General features: G+C 62.7%; 19 protein-coding genes and 1 pseudogene. 5 read left to right on the forward strand and 15 right to left on the reverse strand.

The genetic code is table 11. The features are described from left to right. On the reverse strand, positions 1–602 hold a 602-nt coding region (locus ACLBXN_RS10705; RefSeq protein ID WP_447612116.1), incomplete at its 3' end, for a DUF711 family protein. Positions 603–659: 57 nt separating this feature from the next. After that, positions 660–998: a tRNA-binding protein gene (locus ACLBXN_RS10710; RefSeq protein ID WP_034374045.1), complete on the reverse strand. Its 339-nt coding sequence runs from the start codon at positions 996–998 to the stop codon at positions 660–662. Between the two features lie 179 nt (positions 999–1,177). On the opposite strand from ACLBXN_RS10710, the gene ACLBXN_RS10715 reads away from it, so the two are divergent. Next, entirely contained in the window at positions 1,178–2,452 is a 1,275-nt protein-coding gene (locus ACLBXN_RS10715; RefSeq protein WP_407714529.1) for a THUMP domain-containing class I SAM-dependent RNA methyltransferase, read from the forward strand. Beyond that, complete coding sequence (locus tag ACLBXN_RS10720) at positions 2,449–2,985, forward strand: putative toxin-antitoxin system toxin component, PIN family (protein WP_447612117.1); 537 nt, start codon at positions 2,449–2,451, stop codon at positions 2,983–2,985. Before ACLBXN_RS10715 ends, ACLBXN_RS10720 begins: the two co-directional genes overlap by 4 nt. Here ACLBXN_RS10720 and ACLBXN_RS10725 read toward each other — a convergent pair. Beyond that, the gene (locus ACLBXN_RS10725) at positions 2,947–3,894 is read right to left on the reverse strand and encodes a hypothetical protein (RefSeq protein WP_447612118.1); all 948 of its coding nucleotides are present in this window, start codon (positions 3,892–3,894) and stop codon (positions 2,947–2,949) included. The two genes, ACLBXN_RS10720 and ACLBXN_RS10725, sit on opposite strands and share 39 nt — an antisense overlap. 29 nt (positions 3,895–3,923) lie before the next feature. Further along, positions 3,924–4,334: a fosfomycin resistance glutathione transferase gene (fos, locus tag ACLBXN_RS10730; RefSeq protein WP_447612119.1), complete on the reverse strand. Its 411-nt coding sequence runs from the start codon at positions 4,332–4,334 to the stop codon at positions 3,924–3,926. A gap of 398 nt (positions 4,335–4,732) precedes the next feature. Here fos and ACLBXN_RS10735 point away from each other — a divergent pair, with 398 nt between their 5' ends. After that, on the forward strand, positions 4,733–5,053 hold the full coding sequence (locus ACLBXN_RS10735; RefSeq protein WP_003080957.1) for a DMT family transporter: 321 nt from the start codon (positions 4,733–4,735) through the stop codon (positions 5,051–5,053). 22 nt (positions 5,054–5,075) lie between these two features. On the opposite strand, the gene ACLBXN_RS10740 is transcribed toward ACLBXN_RS10735, so the two are convergent. Continuing rightward, positions 5,076–5,738 carry a hypothetical protein gene (locus tag ACLBXN_RS10740; protein WP_447612120.1) on the reverse strand — a complete coding sequence of 221 codons (663 nt, stop codon included), beginning with the start codon at positions 5,736–5,738 and terminating at the stop codon, positions 5,076–5,078. Between the two features lie 149 nt (positions 5,739–5,887). Between ACLBXN_RS10740 and ACLBXN_RS10745 the strand changes: the two genes are divergently transcribed. Further along, positions 5,888–7,024, forward strand: coding sequence for a 3-deoxy-7-phosphoheptulonate synthase (locus ACLBXN_RS10745; RefSeq protein WP_447612121.1), 1,137 nt, complete (start codon positions 5,888–5,890; stop codon positions 7,022–7,024). Between the two features lie 105 nt (positions 7,025–7,129). Here ACLBXN_RS10745 and ACLBXN_RS10750 read toward each other — a convergent pair whose 3' ends face one another. The 5 genes and pseudogenes from ACLBXN_RS10750 to ureE form a co-directional block, all read right to left on the reverse strand. Further along, positions 7,130–7,645, reverse strand: a complete 516-nt coding sequence (locus ACLBXN_RS10750; protein WP_447612122.1) for a GNAT family N-acetyltransferase — start codon at positions 7,643–7,645, stop codon at positions 7,130–7,132. Positions 7,646–8,270: 625 nt separating this feature from the next. After that, positions 8,271–8,930, reverse strand: a complete 660-nt coding sequence (gene ureG, locus ACLBXN_RS10755; protein WP_447612123.1) for an urease accessory protein UreG — start codon at positions 8,928–8,930, stop codon at positions 8,271–8,273. A gap of 32 nt (positions 8,931–8,962) precedes the next feature. Further along, positions 8,963–9,295: an antibiotic biosynthesis monooxygenase family protein gene (locus ACLBXN_RS10760; protein WP_447612124.1), complete on the reverse strand. Its 333-nt coding sequence runs from the start codon at positions 9,293–9,295 to the stop codon at positions 8,963–8,965. A 13-nt stretch (positions 9,296–9,308) separates the two neighbouring features. Then, the gene (locus tag ACLBXN_RS10765) at positions 9,309–10,025 is read right to left on the reverse strand and encodes an urease accessory protein UreF (protein ID WP_447612125.1); all 717 of its coding nucleotides are present in this window, start codon (positions 10,023–10,025) and stop codon (positions 9,309–9,311) included. Beyond that, a pseudogene (gene ureE, locus ACLBXN_RS10770) lies at positions 10,012–10,530 on the reverse strand (urease accessory protein UreE); the annotation flags it as partial. The gene ACLBXN_RS10765 and the pseudogene ureE, both read right to left, overlap by 14 nt. Before the next feature lie 122 nt (positions 10,531–10,652). On the opposite strand from ureE, the gene ACLBXN_RS10775 reads away from it, so the two are divergent. After that, complete coding sequence (locus ACLBXN_RS10775) at positions 10,653–11,159, forward strand: gamma-glutamylcyclotransferase family protein (RefSeq protein ID WP_447612126.1); 507 nt, start codon at positions 10,653–10,655, stop codon at positions 11,157–11,159. On the opposite strand, the gene ureC is transcribed toward ACLBXN_RS10775, so the two are convergent. The 5 genes from ureC to ACLBXN_RS10800 all read right to left on the reverse strand — a co-directional run bounded on the left by ureC (position 11,144) and on the right by ACLBXN_RS10800 (position 14,949). Then, on the reverse strand, positions 11,144–12,886 hold the full coding sequence (gene ureC / locus ACLBXN_RS10780; protein ID WP_447612127.1) for an urease subunit alpha: 1,743 nt from the start codon (positions 12,884–12,886) through the stop codon (positions 11,144–11,146). The genes ACLBXN_RS10775 and ureC overlap by 16 nt on opposite strands. Positions 12,887–12,909: 23 nt before the next feature. Next, complete coding sequence (locus tag ACLBXN_RS10785) at positions 12,910–13,581, reverse strand: LysE family transporter (protein ID WP_211457371.1); 672 nt, start codon at positions 13,579–13,581, stop codon at positions 12,910–12,912. A gap of 6 nt (positions 13,582–13,587) precedes the next feature. Further along, complete coding sequence (locus ACLBXN_RS10790; protein WP_087865466.1) at positions 13,588–13,911, reverse strand: urease subunit beta; 324 nt, start codon at positions 13,909–13,911, stop codon at positions 13,588–13,590. 54 nt (positions 13,912–13,965) lie between these two features. Continuing rightward, positions 13,966–14,583, reverse strand: a complete 618-nt coding sequence (locus tag ACLBXN_RS10795) for a HupE/UreJ family protein (protein WP_447612128.1) — start codon at positions 14,581–14,583, stop codon at positions 13,966–13,968. A 63-nt stretch (positions 14,584–14,646) separates the two neighbouring features. Beyond that, positions 14,647–14,949, reverse strand: coding sequence for an urease subunit gamma (locus ACLBXN_RS10800; protein WP_003060617.1), 303 nt, complete (start codon positions 14,947–14,949; stop codon positions 14,647–14,649). Positions 14,950–14,986 lie beyond the last annotated feature (37 nt).

Genomic DNA, 14,986 nt, shown 5'->3' on the forward strand with positions numbered 1-14,986 from the left:
ACCATGAGGTCTGGCGTTTCCAGACCCAGCACCAGGGCGCCGTGGTGCTGGCCGCGGTGGTAGCTGGCCGGGAAATAGGGAATGCCGGGTGCGCAGTTGAAGTTGACCGTGAAGTTGAAGTTGCCTTCGCCGCGCGGCGTGGTGCGCGCGATTTGCTGAATGGCCTGCACGCTGTGGGTCAGCAAGCCGGTCTGCAGAAAGCCATGTTCATCCAGATCGATGTTCACGCAGGCGTTGCACAGGTCGCCATAGGCAGCAATCAGCTGCGGCAGCAGGGCCACTTCCTGCGCATTGCGCGCTTCGCCCACGGCAAAGCGGATGCGGCGTTTGTCGGTGTTGATGGCCTTGAGCGTTTCGGCAATGTGCTGCAGGCCGGCGAGGGCGCTGTCTATGCCGCTGACGTCCAGGTATTCTCCGAACGGGTTGCTCACGATGCGGATGGACTGCACTTGGTAGCCCCGGGCCTCGATGGCATCGGCCACGGCATCGCATTGCTGCTTGGCCTGGGTCAGGCCGGCCTGCCACTGTGCCTTATCGGCGCTGAGGTTGACAAAGGCGGTGACGGTGCGCACGCGCACCAGCGGGTTGAAGCTGATATTCATAGCAGTATCCGTAGGCAGGAGAATGGCTGGCGGCCATTTTGCATCTGAATATGCCGATCACAGCAGGCGCGTGCCCAGCGGCACCTCCTTGTCGGGCACGCACAGGGCCACGGCTCCCGTGGCATCGTGAAAACCGGTCACAAGACATTCGCTCATCAAGGGCCCAATCTGCTTCTTCGGAAAGTTGACCACGGCCACCACCAGCCGTCCTATCAGCTCCTCGGGCTGGTAGTGGGCAGTGATCTGCGCGCTGGACTTGCGCTGGCCCAGCTCGGGACCCAGGTCCAGCAGCAACTTGTAGGCGGGCTTGCGGGCCTCGGCAAAGACCTCGGCCTGCAGCACGCGGCCCACGCGCAGCTCCACCTTCATGAAGTCGTTCCAGCTGATTTCTTCCATGTCGTCATTGCTCCTTGGCCTGGCATCATGCCTGGGGCCCTGCATGCATCTGTAGAGCAACGCTTGTCGTGCGCGGGCACCGGAAAAGGCCTAGCGCGTATGCTTATGCCCTGTAAAGCGCACAACAGGCTCCCGTGAGCGTCCGGCGCCTGCGCCGTTGCTGGCGCGCACTGATTTCTATGAACCAACTGCATTTGTTTCTGCCCTGCGCCGCCGGCGTCGAGGGCTTTCTGGCCGACGAGGTCCACGCCATCACCGGTGCCAGCGGGCAGGATCTGCTCGTGGGCCGGGGCGGCGTCATGCTGCGCGGCATGTGGCGCGATGCCATGCTGCTCAATCTGCACAGCCGTCTGGCTCAGCGCGTGCTGATCGAGCTGTCGCACACCATGTACCGCAGCGAGAACGATCTGTACCGCGCCGCCAGCGAGGTGGCCTGGGAGATCTGGTTCACGCCCAAGGAAACCTTCAAGATCGAAGTCACGGCCCAGCACAGCCCGCTGACCAGCCTGAACTTCGCAGCGCTCAAGGTCAAGGACGCGATCGCCGACCGTTTCCGCGCCAAGCGCAACGGCGTGCGCCCCAGTGTGGAGACCCATCACCCCGATGTGCGCGTGCATTTGCACCTGACAACCGACGGCGCCACCATCTATATCGACACCTCGGGCGAGGCTCTGTTCAAGCGCGGCTGGCGCGAAGACAAGGGCGATGCCCCGCTCAAGGAAACCCTGGCCGCAGCCATGATTGCGGCCTCGGGCTGGAACCCGCATGGCGACAATCCCCAGCCGCTGTACGATCCCTGCTGCGGCAGCGGTACCCTGGTGATCGAGGCCGCGCAGATCGCGCGCAGGATTCCGGCCGGCATTCTGCGTCGCTTTGCGTTCGAGAAGCTCGTGCCCTTCCAGCGCCATGTCTGGGAAGCCATGCTGGATGAGGCCGAGGGCCAGATCCTGCCCGAATCGCCGGTGGGCATTTACGGCTCGGACATCGCCTTCCGTATGGTGGACTTTGCCCAGCGCAATGCCGAGCGTGCGGGTGTGTCAGATACCGTCAGCCTGCGCGGCGGTGATGCCTTGCAGCGCATGCCGCCCAGCGAGCAGCCCGGCATGATGCTGCTGAACCCGCCCTATGGCGAGCGTATCGCGGCCGCCGGTAGCGCAGGCCGCAATGCGGCCGAGCGCATGGGTCAGGTCGAACGCGCAGGCCGTGAAACCGCGCAGACCGAGGACGGCGGCGAATTCTTCAACCAGCTGGCCAGCCACTGGAAGAAGAACTACAGCGGCTGGAGCGCCTGGATGCTGACGCCCGACCTCAAGCTGCCCAGCAAGATGCGCCTCAAGGAGTCGCGCCGCACGCCCATGTGGAACGGCCCTATCGAGTGCCGTCTGTTCCGCTTCGACATGGTCAAGGGATCGACCAAGCCCCGCAAGGCCGCAGAAGGCGACGCACAGCAATGAAGATCGCTCCCCTGCGCTGGCCGGCCTGCAACGCCGGCTATGACGGCCCGTTGCCGCGTCCCATGATTCTGGACACCAATGTGGTGCTGGACATGCTGATCTTTGACGACCCGGATATCCCGACCATCCGCGAGCTGGTCGCCCGTGGCGAGGTGCGCTGGATTGCCGATGAGGCCCAGCGCATCGAGCTGGGTCGCGTGCTGCACTACAGCCAGATTGCGCCGCGCGTCAGCTACTACGGCAAGACGCCCGAAGGTGTGATGGCGGCGTTTGACGAGGCCGTCGAATATGTGTCCGCTGCACCCAAGATCCGCTTCACCTGCACCGATCCCGACGACCAGCATTTCCTCGATCTGGCCAGCCAGCACAAGGCCTTGCTGGTCAGCAAGGACAGGGCCGTGCTCAAGCAGCGCAAGCGCGTGGCAACGCACTATGGTGCGACGGTGGGCAATGTGGTGGTGATGGAGGACGTGGCCGCTGAGGTTCTATTCGGTTTAGGCATAGACGCCAACAAGATCTTGCAAAGAGCGTGATAGTTTGACCTTGTATTTTTTGTCGAGTTTGGCTTGCTGTGCAATTGATATAGCGGATTTCTCAGCGATAACATGGCTTGAGTAGGGAATGGCTGTATATATCGCTTGGAGGTCAAGGGCGTCATGTGTGTTGAGCGATTTGGCTCGTGCATCTACTCGTGCGCTGAACTCCGCTTCAACATCGAGCGTTGGAGAAAGCTCGACAATGCTTTTCACTGCAACGTCTCCAAGTACGCGAAATTTTTCATAGCTGATGCCGAGCTGGGCCATTAGCTTGATTACGGTGTCTTGAACATCCAAAAATTGACGAGCACGATAGACGCGGCGGCGCAAATCGATGCTCTCTCCTTGGCATAGGGCACGCCGTTTTTCGTTTCGTTCAATCAGTTGCCTCAAGCCTTCTTCTAGTTTCTGATGGGCTATTCGCCGAGTGGCATCATCTTGGTTCTGCATGTAATCAAGGTATAAATACTTTGGGTCGAATGCTGATTCAATCCGCATAAACCGAAGCGCATCTAACGGTTCAGCAACAAGTGCATCTGCAGGTTCGAACGCTTGCAAGAAACTTCGGCCGAGAAACCAGTTCTTTGGCATCTCAAATGGGTGAAGGTCTAGAAGGCGGTGAATGATCCCCTTGATCTCCACCTGCAGCCGGCTTGTATAACTGCGATATGCGCAGCCGAGGCTAAGCACAGCTTGTATTTCCGCAACATGCCTGCGACTTGCGGGGTCATTGCGCTTCGATGTTTCCAAGATGTGAGTGCCGCTTAAAGGGAAGAGTACTTTTCCATTCTTGACTGCATTTTCAAGCTCTCCAGATAGAGAGGTGAGCCAAGGTTCAGTAGCTTTCCCTGATCGGACTTTGGCGAGCTCTATCCACTGGTTCTGATCAAGGTAAATGATGTCCATAAGGCAGGTGAGCTGGTCGCAGTGAATCGTCAATCAAAAAACCGCATGCCTGCATAAGGGCGCAAGCGGCATTGCGCCAGACGGCTTTCCAGCGAACCGACATGGGCTTCGAGCTGGTGGCCGTCCGGGTCCAGAAAGTAGAAGGAATCGCCTTCGCTGCGGTTGATCTTCCACTCCCGGACACCGCATGACCTGGCATGCTCCACAAAGTGCGCGAAGTCCTGCTGAGCGAGGGTGAATGCGTAGTGGGTGTAGTCAGAGCTGCGGGCCTGGCTTCGCTGTTCGTCTGACGACAGGCACAGCCATAGATCACCGAGTCCCAGATAGGCACCTTGATCCCACTGCGCGCGTGGACGAAAGCCCAGCACGCGCACATAGAAATCCAGGCTGAGCGGCAGATCCGCGACGGCCAGAGTGAGGTGGTTCAGTCCTGAAAGCATGATGGCGATGGGCGGGCTTGGCACAAGCCACCCAGTGTGCCATTGCCTTGCATCCGCTCTGTCCTTGCATGGCGCAGTCCTCGCGGGCCAGCAGGAGCTGCGCACCGCCTGTGTTGCGCCCACGGCATCCAAGGTGCCGCTCCTGCCTGCATCGGGCCTGCCGAATCCGTCGCAGTCCGTCAAACCTTGCACCGCCCCATGGAATCCGCCTGCGTTGACGGCTGGAGTCAACGAAGCGCCGGCCCATGGTTGTGGTGGCCGAACCACCCATGGCTGGCCCGGATTTGCGCATGCGGATTAGGATTCATGCCGCAGGGACGACCTTGCCGGGCCATGCGATGCATGGCCTGTATTCCTGCCGGGACGGCCTGGCCATTCGATCTTCAAAGAGGTTTTCTATGGCTTGGGTTTATCTGCTGGTGGCCGGCGTTCTGGAAGTGGTCTGGGCCTTCACCATGAAGCAGTCCCATGGTTTCACCAACCTCAAATACAGCGCCATCACCATCGTGGCCATGATCGCCAGCTTTGGTCTGCTGTCGGTGGCCATGCGCAGTCTGCCCCTGGGCACGGCGTATACGATCTGGACCGGTATCGGTGCCGTGGGTGCATTCCTGGTGGGTGTCACGGTGCTGGGAGAGCAGCTCAGTGCCATGCGCGTGGGAGCGGCTGTCCTGATCGTCAGCGGTCTGGTGCTGATGAAGCTTTCGGCCGGGGAATAAAGCACCGCCCGTATACGCTGAATCAGCGCTCCATGGCGGCTGGCGTCTCCGGTGCCATCGGGCATTTGCTCAGCCACAGTGCCAATCCCTGCTGGTAGGCGGCCGGGTCCATGGCATCGCTGTGGCGGGGGATATGGTAGGCCTTTCCCTCAGCCGCGAGCCGGGCGCAGGCCACCTTGTAGAAGTCGGGCGTGGCCTGCAGGCGCGCGATCTGCGCCCATTCCAGCCGCTCTCGCGCACCCCGGTCGTGGATCAGCGTGAAGCCCTGATCGTCGAGCTGCAGGCGGTAGCCGCCCTCCAGGCGCCGCAGGCGGGCCCGCAGGCCTGCGCGCACCAGCTTCCGGTGCAGGCCCTGCAGCGGCGCCTGGCGCATGGCTTGGTGCTGACGCAACGCGCCGAGCAGGCGCGCTGAGTAGCGCTTCCACAGCAGGATGCAGAGCACGGTCGAGACCAGCATGGCGATGATTTTTTCGGGGCTCAGCTGCTGGCCCGGCCGAGCGATGGCCAGCAGGCCGCCGCCCAGGCCCAGGCAGAGCAGCAACGAGGCGAGCCAGCGCTCCTGCCAGCCCGCCATCCGGACCTGCAGGGCGGCCTGTTGTCGCGCGTGCTGCTGCATCTCGCGCTGCAGCGCGGCCTGCAGCCGGCAGTCAGTGTGGGCCGGGGTGATGGTGAACAGCAGTTCCATGGGCGGTGGCGTCCGATCTTCTAGGGGCCGCCAGTCTACCGGGGCGGGGCGCCGTCCAGCCTTGCCGGGCTGGCGGCAGCAGGCCGCTTTCCGCAGCCGCCGATGGGGGCGAGCGCGCGGGTTAAAGCGCATGGCGCGACAATAGCGGGATGACATCCTCCACGACGCCCCTGCATCCCGGCGCAGCTTCGGCCCGCAAGGCCCAGCCCAAACTGACCACGCTGGACAAGACCCGCATTGACGACACGCGCATCAAGATCGTGCGCCCGCTGCTGACCCCGGCACTGCTGGAGGAGTGGCTGCCCGTGACCGAAGAGGCGCAGCAGCTGGTCGAAACCAGCCGTGCCGCCATCTCGCGCGTGCTGCATGGCCAGGATGACCGGCTGGTGGTGGTGGTCGGACCCTGCTCCATTCACGATCACGATCAGGCCATGGATTACGCGCGTCAGCTCAAGGTCCAGGCCGATGCGCTCAAGGACGATCTGCTGATCGTGATGCGGGTCTACTTCGAGAAGCCGCGCACCACCGTGGGCTGGAAGGGCTATATCAACGATCCTTACCGCGACGGCAGCTTTGCCGTCAACGAAGGGCTGGAGCTGGCACGTAGCCTGCTTCTCGATGTGCTGGCGCTGGGTCTGCCTGCCGGCACGGAATTCCTGGATCTGCTGTCGCCGCAGTTCATCAGCGACCTGGTCAGCTGGGGCGCGATTGGTGCACGCACCACGGAGAGCCAGAGCCATCGCCAGCTGGCCAGCGGTCTGAGCTGTCCCGTGGGCTTCAAGAACGGCACCGACGGCGGCGTGAAGGTGGCCAGCGATGCCATTCTGGCCGCCCAGTCTTCGCATGCATTCATGGGCATGACCAAGATGGGCCAGAGTGCGATCTTCGAGACGCGCGGCAATCAGGACTGCCACATCATCCTGCGCGGCGGCAAGGCTCCCAACTACGACGCGGCCCATGTCCAGGCTGCGTGCGAAGTGCTGGAAAAAGCCGGCCTGCACCCGCAGGTGATGATCGATTTCTCGCATGCCAACAGCAGCAAGCAGCATCGCCGCCAGATCGATGTATCAGCGGATGTGGCCCAGCAGATTGCAGGGGGCGACACGCGCATCACCGGCGTGATGATCGAAAGCCATATTCACGAAGGCCGTCAGGACATCGTGGAGGGTGAAGAGCTGGCCTACGGCGTCTCGCTCACCGATGCCTGCATCAGCATGGAGCAGACGGTGCCGGTGCTGGAGCAACTGGCTGCCGCCGTGCGTGCGCGTCGCCTCAAGACGGCCTGAGGCCGCCAGACGAGGCTGGATGAGCAAGAGGCGCCGCGGCGCCTCTTGCTCTTTGTGCTTTTCAGGCTCCCGGCCTTCCGGATCCTGGGCCGGCCGCCCATGCTTTCAGAGATCCAGTGTCAGCTTGAGCATGTCCTTGTGCTGCACGCCGCGCTCCCACAGCGGGGTGGTGTAGTTCTGCAAAAAGAAGTCGCGCTCGATGTCGGTGACGCGAAAACCCAGGCGTTGATAGAACAGCAGCTGGTCGCCAAAGCTGCCCGTTCCCACATCCAGCTGCTGCACGCCGCGTTCGCGCATTTCGCGGATGGCTCGCAGCAGCAGGGCCGAGCCTATGCCCTTGCTCTGCCAGGCCGTGGAAACGGCCATGTTCACCAGCTCCCATCGATGAAGGCCGTCGCCCTCGGGGACCAGCACACATACGCCGATCAAGGCACCGAGGCCGCTGGGCGTGAACTGTTCCGTCTGGCGCGCTCCAAAGCAGGTGGAGCCGGGCAGATAGCGCTTGACGCGCTCGCGCGAGGGGTCGGCCAGCAGCAGCAGATGCCAGGGGGCTTCTGCGGGGTTCATGGTGGTGATGTGCCAGGCAGCAGGCGTGCTCGGGCCGGTCGGCGTGGAGGTCATGCGTGCGCTCCGCTGCGGTGGAAGGCGGGCGCTGCATATTGGCCGGGCTGGATGTCGGCATTCATTCGATGGGACGCAAGCCCGCCCATCTGCTGCAAACCACAATCTCGCGCCATTTCCACTTTCCGACTGCGGGAGTTGTGAGCCCGCCACAAATATTGTCAACAGGCCATAGCGTAGCAGTCGGCGGGCATATTCGGTGACGTACTGGTGAAAAGTACAGCGTTCTTCGGCAATTTTGATGCAGGAATCTCGCAAATATTGATCTGCTCAGGCCTTACAACTGCGTGAGCAGGCACTTCAAGGCAGTGCGCTGACGAGCCTGACTCCCTTTGCGCAGGACGGGCTTTGCAAAAGCGAAGATAGTGGTTTATACTTAGCGACAAGGGTTAACCCTTAAGGTCTAACCCGCGAATGACAGTACATGAGATGCGTGCTGTCCATCGCTTGAAGTGCATCTCTTGATTTCATAGAAAGCTCATCATGCGCCAAGCTATCAACTCCCTGATCGAATTCATCCAAGAAGCTCGCGAGTTCCATCTGGATCTGGCCAACCAGTAATCACGCACTGGTTCGAGAAACAGCCGCCGCTCCAGGCGGCTTTTTTTCGTCCTGAAAGAGGTGTTCAGGCCGCCAGCAGACCCTGCTTCTCTATGAAGGTCACCACCTCGTCCAGACCTTCCAGTGTCTTGAGGTTGGTCATCACAAAGGGCTTGAGACCCTTGGGCGTGGTGCGCTGCTTGATGGTGTCGCTGCGCATGATGTCCAGATTGGCGCCGACATGGGGCGCCAGGTCGGTCTTGTTGATGATGAAGAGATCGCTCTTGGTGATGCCGGGACCGCCCTTGCGCGGAATCTTCTCGCCTGCTGCCACGTCGATCACGTAGATGGTCAGATCCGACAGCTCGGGGCTGAAGGTGGCAGCCAGGTTGTCGCCGCCCGATTCGATGAAGACGATGTCGGCATCGGGGAAGTCCTTGAGCATGCGGTCAATGGCTTCCAGGTTGATGGAGGCATCCTCGCGAATCGCCGTGTGCGGGCAGCCGCCGGTTTCCACACCCATGATCCGCTCGGCGGGCAGGGCGCCGCTGATGGTCAGCAGGCGCTGGTCCTCCTTGGTGTAGATGTCGTTGGTGATGGCGACCAGGTCCCATTTGCCACGCATGGCCTTGCAAAGCATCTCCAGAATCGTGGTCTTGCCCGAGCCCACGGGCCCGCCTATGCCCACGCGCAGCGGCGGCAGCTTCTTGGTGCGGTTGGGGATATGGTGCAGTGCGGTCGACATGGTGAGTTCTTTCGAGAATGAGAGGGTTGCGATCAGCGGGTCTTGCCGTAGGCACGTTCCACCTTGGCAATGCGCAGCTCGAAATGCTGGTACCAGGTGGTGTGGCCTTTTTCCTGGGCGATCTGGTGCTCTGCGTTGTGCTTCCATTGACGGATGGCCTCCTCGCTTTCCCAGTAAGACACGGTGATGCCGAAGCCCCGGGCATCGCGGGTGCTTTCAGCGCCCAGATAGCCTGCTTGCTGGCCGGCCAGTTCCACCATGCGGTCGGCCATCTCGCCATAGCCCTGGTCCGTCGGGGTGCGCAGGGAGGTGAAGATGGCGGCGTAGTACGGTGGCTGGGGCGTGGCGGCAAACAGTGCAGACATGGCGGATGGAGGTTCAGCTACGGAAAAGTCGAGAATACTGGTGTTCATGCTGGGCCGAGAGAATGGCCAGCATGGGCGAGAAAGCCTGTCTTGCGTTGTCCGGCAACGCCAGCGCGTATTCGACGGCGGCGGGAATCTCTGAAGTCAGTCGCGCCAGGATGCGCTGGCCGGCGCTCTGGCCCAGGGGCATGGCCTTGATGGCGGCCTGAACCATGTTCTCGGCCCAGCCAAAGGCATAGGCGAGCAGTGCATCACGCGGTGTGGCGCCGGTGCATTGGGCTGCCAGCGAGAAGGCGATGGGGTAGCTGGCATCCTGCGCGGCCAGCCAGTGGACGGAGGCCAGCGCGGCTGCTTCGTCGGCGTAGCGGTTTTTCAGCCACTCGGTCAGCGAGCGGCCCATCTGCTCGGTCTGCAGGCGCAGCTCGCTGGTTTCGCGCGTGACTCTTACCCACTGGTTGAGGCTGGCGATGCGCGCCAGGTCGGCGCCTTTCCAGGCCGGCATGGCCTGCGCAATCACGGCCATGTCCCCGCGTGACTGGGTCAGATGCAGCTGCTGCACCAGCCAGCTGGCAGCCTCTGCTTCCGTTGTGACCAGCGCCGCATTGATGGCCGCTTCAAGCCCTTCCGAGTAGGAAAAGCCGCCGATGGGCAGGGCCGGCGAGGCCAGCCACATCAGTTGCAGAAAGCTCTGCGCGCCAAGAGCCAGCAGTGGCTCAGTGGGCGTGGTCATGCGAGTGTCCATGGGCGTGATGATGGTGGCTGTGGCCATCGTTGGTCACATGGCCGCCATAGGCGCCTCCTTCGGGCTCGAAAGGCAGATCGGCTTCGACCACCGTCATATGCATGCTGCGCAGCATATCGGCCAGCACATGGTCGGGTTCGATCTTCAAATGGTCGGGCTGCAGCTCGATCGGCACATGGCGGTTGCCCAGATGGTAGGCCGCGCGCATCAGGTCAAACGGCGTGCCATGTTCGGCGCAGGCCGTGATATGCAGCACTTTTTGCGGTGCAGCCAGCACGCGGATCAGGCTGCCGTCTTCGGCCACCAGCACATCGCCGCCACGCACGGCCTGGCCGCGTGGCAAGAAGACGGCCAGCTCGCGACCCTGGCTGTCGGTGGCGGCAAAGCGGCTCTTCTGACGCACGTCCCAGTCCAGTTCCACGGACGCGGCGCGTTTGAGGATGACGGTGGAAAGGCCCTGGCCCTGGAGCAGCAGTTTGTTGGCAGTCAGCATGGTGAATTCACAATGAAATAAAAGGCCCGAGCCAGATTGGCGCGCATGTTGCATGCCCTGCGCATATCAGTGATTTTGATGGTTCGAGCAAGATGACAACTCTTTTGGAAACTTCGACAGAAATGGCAGCACCGACCTCTTTGCAGGATGCGCCTGCTGACTGGCAGGGCTGTGGCGCAGCCTATGTGGCGGTGTATGGCACTTTGCGTGCCGGTGGCATCAACGATATTGCAAGGCTCCAGCCAGGCGTTGCCTGTGTCGGCAGGACCCAGCTGACCGGCACTTTGCATGACCTTGGCTGGTACCCGGGCCTGAGGCTGCAAGGCTCGCAGGCCGTGCTGGCCGAGGTCTACCCCATGGACGCAGCGCTGGAGCGGGCCATGGATCGCATCGAAGGCCTGTGGCCCGAAGACCTGGGCGAATACGCCAAGCGCATTCTGACCCTGCCCGTGATGCTGACCCAGGGCGGTCAGCAGTCCATCACCGTGCTGGTGTACGAGGCATTGCCCGCCACGGTGAGTGCTGCGCCGCAGCTCGCCGTCAGTGACTGGCTGGCCTGGTTTGAGGGCAAGGGCATGCAGCATCCGGATTCGGAGTTTCAGCTCAACACCGTTCAGAACAGAAAGTAGCGCTGTGCCATGGGCAGGCTGACCGCTGGCTCGCAGGTCAGCAGATCGCCATTGGCGCGCACGGCATAGGTCTGGGCATCCACCTCCATATGCGGCGCCAGATCGTTGTGGATCATGTGCTGCTTCTTCACATTGCGTATGCCCTTGACCGCGGACAGGGTCTTGTGCAGCCCGAAGCGCTGGCCGATACCGGCGGCAAGCCCTGCCTGGGAGACAAAGGTCAGCGAAGTCCTGGCAACCGCCCCGCCAAAGCTTGCAAACATGGGGCGGTAATGCACGGGCTGAGGCGTGGGAATGGAGGCGTTCGGATCGCCCATGGCCGCCATGGCGATGCTGCCGCCCTTGAGGATGCAAAACGGTTTGACGCCAAAGAAGGCGGGCTTCCAGATCACGATATCGGCCCACTTGCCCACCTCGATGCTGCCCACCTCGTGGCTGATGCCGTGGGCAATCGCGGGATTGATGGTGTATTTGGCGATATAGCGCTTGACGCGGAAGTTGTCGTTGCGCGCGCCGTCGCCACTCAGGGCGCCACGCTGCAGCTTCATCTTGTGCGCCGTCTGCCAGGTGCGCAGTATGACCTCGCCCACGCGGCCCATGGCCTGGCTGTCGGAGCTGAACATGCTGATGGCGCCGATGTCGTGCAGGATGTCCTCGGCCGCAATCGTTTCCTTGCGGATGCGGCTTTCGGCAAAGGCCAGGTCTTCGGCAATGCCGGCATCCAGGTGGTGGCAGACCATGAGCATGTCCACATGCTCGTCCAGCGTGTTGATGGTGTAGGGGCGCGTGGGGTTGGTGGAGCTGGGCAGCACATTGGCTTCGCCCACCACTTTCAGAATGTCGGGCGCATGGCCGCCACCCGCGCCTTCGGTGTGGAAGGTGTGAATGGTGCGGCCCTTGAAGGCCGCCACAGTGTCCTCCACAAAGCCGGACTCGTTGAGCGTGTCGGTGTGGATGGCGACCTGGGTGTCGGTGTCCTCGGCCACATCCAGGCAGTTGCTGATCGCTGCCGGCGTGCTGCCCCAGTCCTCGTGCAACTTGAGGCCGATGGCGCCGGCACTGATCTGCTCGTGCAGGCCGCCGGGCAGGCTGGCATTGCCCTTGCCCAGAAAACCCAGATTCATGGGGAAAGCGTCGGCGGCCTGTAGCATGCGCTCCATATGCCAGGGACCTGGCGTGCAGGTGGTGGCGAAGGTGCCGGTGGCCGGGCCGGTGCCGCCGCCGATCATGGTGGTCACGCCACTGGTCAGTGCTTCCTCGATCTGCTGTGGGGCAATGAAATGGATATGGGTGTCGATGCCGCCTGCGGTGACGATATTGCCTTCGCAGGAGATGATTTCCGTGCCCGGGCCGATGATGATGCTCACGCCCGGCTGGGTGTCGGGGTTGCCGGCCTTGCCTATGGCCACGATGCGGCCGTCCTTGAGGCCGATGTCGGCCTTGACGATGCCCCAGTGGTCCAGGATCAGTGCATTGGTCAGAACGGTATCGACCGCACCGCCTCCGTCAGGGCCGGTTCCGGTCCCGTCGCGTGTGCGCTGGCTTTGCGCCATGCCGTCGCGGATGGTCTTGCCGCCGCCGAACTTCACTTCCTCACCATAGCCGCCAGCGGCCAGGGTGTAGTCTTGCTCGACCTCGACGATGAGCTCGGTGTCGGCCAGGCGCAGACGGTCGCCCACGGTGGGGCCAAAGGTTTCTGCGTAGGCTCGTCGGTCCATGGTGGCCATTGAGGAATCTCCGATTCAGGTGTTCAGCGCAGGGACTGCTGCTGGGCCGCTGGTGGCAGGGCGGCGGGGTTTGTGCTGAGCAGGTCGCGCAATGTGCCCAGTGCCAGGGCCAGCAGCAGTGCAGCGCAGCAGCGGTAGGTAAAACGGCTCCAGTGCGCAGCAGCGCGGCGGAAAAGCCGGTCCACCAAGGCTGCGCAGACAAAGCACCAGAGCAGGGACGAAGTCATGAATCCCGCGAAGAACAGCCCGTAATCGCTGGCGCCGGGCTGGGTCACTCCCACCGCCCCAAGGGCGCTGCCCATGGCGGCCCAGTAGGCCAGGTTTTGCGGGTTGGTCAGCGACAGGGCCATGCCGCGGCGCAAGGCCTGCTTCTGCGTTGCGGCGGCGGTGGCCGATACATCGAGCTGGTGTTCGGTACGCCCGGCCTGCCAGCTGTCCCAGGACAGCCAGAGCAGGTAGGCGGCGCCCGCCAGACCAATCGGCCAGCGCAAGGCGTCGACCTGCATGACCAGACCAATGCCGGCTAGGCCCAGCAAGGCCCAGCTCGCATCGCCCACCAGGGAGCCCAGCTGCACCGCCAGCGCAGGGCGATAGCCGCCGCGCACACCTTGGCGCACGGTCTCTGCAAACACCGCACCGGGCGCAGCATTGAACACCAGGCCCAGCACAAAAGCGGAAGCAAACAGCATCAGCATCGCGGGTCAGTCCCTGGCAATTGCGGGCAATGCACCCTGGACCAGACCGCGAAAGCCATAGATCTGACGGTCGCCGCCGATCTCGACCAGTTCCACCGTGCGCTGCTGCCCTGGCTCGAAGCGCACGGCCATGCCGCTGGCAATATTCAGGCGCATGCCGTGGGCGGCGGCGCGGTCGAAATCCAGACCTGCATTGGTTTCGGCAAAGTGGTAATGCGAGCCGACCTGAATCGGCCTGTCGCTGGCATTTTTCACCACCAGCGTGAGCGTGCGGCGGCCGGGGTTGAGTGCATGGCTGCCCTCGTCAAGAATCAGTTCGCCGGGGATCATCTTTCGCCTCCTTGCGCAAAGGCCTTTTGCTGCGCTGTGCCGGGGTGTTTCATATCACGCCAGTTTCGTCAGCATGAAAGCGCCGAGCGCGGCGGTGGCTGCACCGCCGAACCGGGCCACCCACTGGTGGCGCTGCATGAGGGCATGACCGAGTACCATGCCGACGATATGCAGTGTGGCCGAGCCCAGAGCAATGCCCAGCAGTGCACCGACAGCAGCCAGGCCGCTGTCTCCGGCCAGCTCAAAGCCGTGCGCAGCGCCATGGAAGAAGGCAAACACAGCAGCCAGGGAGGCGGCGGCGGCCCAGGGCATGCGTTGCTGAACCAGCACCAGCAGGCCCAGCACCAGCACGGATGCGGCGATCATGGGCTCTACGCCCGGCACCCACAGGCCGGCAAAGCCGGCCACGGCACCCGCCACCAGCAGGGCCACAAAGGCCGCAGGTGCACGCCAGGCCGTGCGCAGGCTGGGCATGGTCAGTGCGCTCCAGGCGCCCACAGCCAGCATGGCGGCCAGATGGTCTGCACCGGTAAACGGGTGGGCAAAGGCATGACCCAGGCTGTCGAGAAAGTGGTGATGACCGCCTGCATCGGAGCCCATATGAGCGAGAGCGGACAGGGGCAGTGCAGTCGCTGCGGCGGCCGTGGTGGCAAGGAGCTTATTGAATTTCATAGCTGTCTGCGCTTGATGGGTAAGGGTTTGAAGGCTAAAAAGCTTGAAGTTTTGGATACCGAGTCAGGCGATGGGCTCGTGCACGGTGACCAGCTTGGTGCCATCGGGGAAGGTGGCTTCGATCTGGATGTCGGGAATCATCTCGGGGATGCCTTCCATCACATCGGCGCGGGTCAGCACGCTGCGGCCTTCACTCATGAGCTGGGCCACGGTCTTGCCGTCACGTGCACCTTCCATCACGAAGGCGCTGATCAGTGCCACGGCCTCGGGGTAGTTGAGCTTGAGGCCGCGGGCCATGCGCCGCTCGGCCAGCAGGGCCGCAGTGAAGATCAGCAGCTTGTCTTTTTCGCGCGGTGTCAATTCCATCGTCTTCAATCCCTCAGTCAGCTCGCGCAGCCGGTGG

The organism is Comamonas sp. C24C, assembly GCF_053345995.1.

What these genes read in the sequence shown, in the direction of transcription:
- ACLBXN_RS10745 (WP_447612121.1), top strand. Translation starts at nt 5,888, where the DNA reads ATGACATCCTCCACGACGCCCCTGCATCCCGGCGCAGCTTCGGCCCGC.
- ACLBXN_RS10720 (WP_447612117.1), top strand. Translation starts at nt 2,449, where the DNA reads ATGAAGATCGCTCCCCTGCGCTGGCCGGCCTGCAACGCCGGCTATGAC.
- fos (WP_447612119.1), bottom strand. Translation starts at nt 4,334, where the DNA reads ATGCTTTCAGGACTGAACCACCTCACTCTGGCCGTCGCGGATCTGCCG.
- ACLBXN_RS10725 (WP_447612118.1), bottom strand. Translation starts at nt 3,894, where the DNA reads ATGGACATCATTTACCTTGATCAGAACCAGTGGATAGAGCTCGCCAAA.
- ureC (WP_447612127.1), bottom strand. Translation starts at nt 12,886, where the DNA reads ATGGCCACCATGGACCGACGAGCCTACGCAGAAACCTTTGGCCCCACC.
- ACLBXN_RS10750 (WP_447612122.1), bottom strand. Translation starts at nt 7,645, where the DNA reads ATGACCTCCACGCCGACCGGCCCGAGCACGCCTGCTGCCTGGCACATC.
- ACLBXN_RS10790 (WP_087865466.1), bottom strand. Translation starts at nt 13,911, where the DNA reads ATGATCCCCGGCGAACTGATTCTTGACGAGGGCAGCCATGCACTCAAC.
- ACLBXN_RS10795 (WP_447612128.1), bottom strand. Translation starts at nt 14,583, where the DNA reads ATGAAATTCAATAAGCTCCTTGCCACCACGGCCGCCGCAGCGACTGCA.
- ACLBXN_RS10760 (WP_447612124.1), bottom strand. Translation starts at nt 9,295, where the DNA reads ATGTCTGCACTGTTTGCCGCCACGCCCCAGCCACCGTACTACGCCGCC.
- ACLBXN_RS10775 (WP_447612126.1), top strand. Translation starts at nt 10,653, where the DNA reads ATGGCAGCACCGACCTCTTTGCAGGATGCGCCTGCTGACTGGCAGGGC.
- ACLBXN_RS10785 (WP_211457371.1), bottom strand. Translation starts at nt 13,581, where the DNA reads ATGCTGATGCTGTTTGCTTCCGCTTTTGTGCTGGGCCTGGTGTTCAAT.
- ACLBXN_RS10740 (WP_447612120.1), bottom strand. Translation starts at nt 5,738, where the DNA reads ATGGAACTGCTGTTCACCATCACCCCGGCCCACACTGACTGCCGGCTG.
- ACLBXN_RS10765 (WP_447612125.1), bottom strand. Translation starts at nt 10,025, where the DNA reads ATGACCACGCCCACTGAGCCACTGCTGGCTCTTGGCGCGCAGAGCTTT.
- ureG (WP_447612123.1), bottom strand. Translation starts at nt 8,930, where the DNA reads ATGTCGACCGCACTGCACCATATCCCCAACCGCACCAAGAAGCTGCCG.
- ACLBXN_RS10800 (WP_003060617.1), bottom strand. Translation starts at nt 14,949, where the DNA reads ATGGAATTGACACCGCGCGAAAAAGACAAGCTGCTGATCTTCACTGCG.
- ACLBXN_RS10715 (WP_407714529.1), top strand. Translation starts at nt 1,178, where the DNA reads ATGAACCAACTGCATTTGTTTCTGCCCTGCGCCGCCGGCGTCGAGGGC.
- ACLBXN_RS10735 (WP_003080957.1), top strand. Translation starts at nt 4,733, where the DNA reads ATGGCTTGGGTTTATCTGCTGGTGGCCGGCGTTCTGGAAGTGGTCTGG.
- ACLBXN_RS10710 (WP_034374045.1), bottom strand. Translation starts at nt 998, where the DNA reads ATGGAAGAAATCAGCTGGAACGACTTCATGAAGGTGGAGCTGCGCGTG.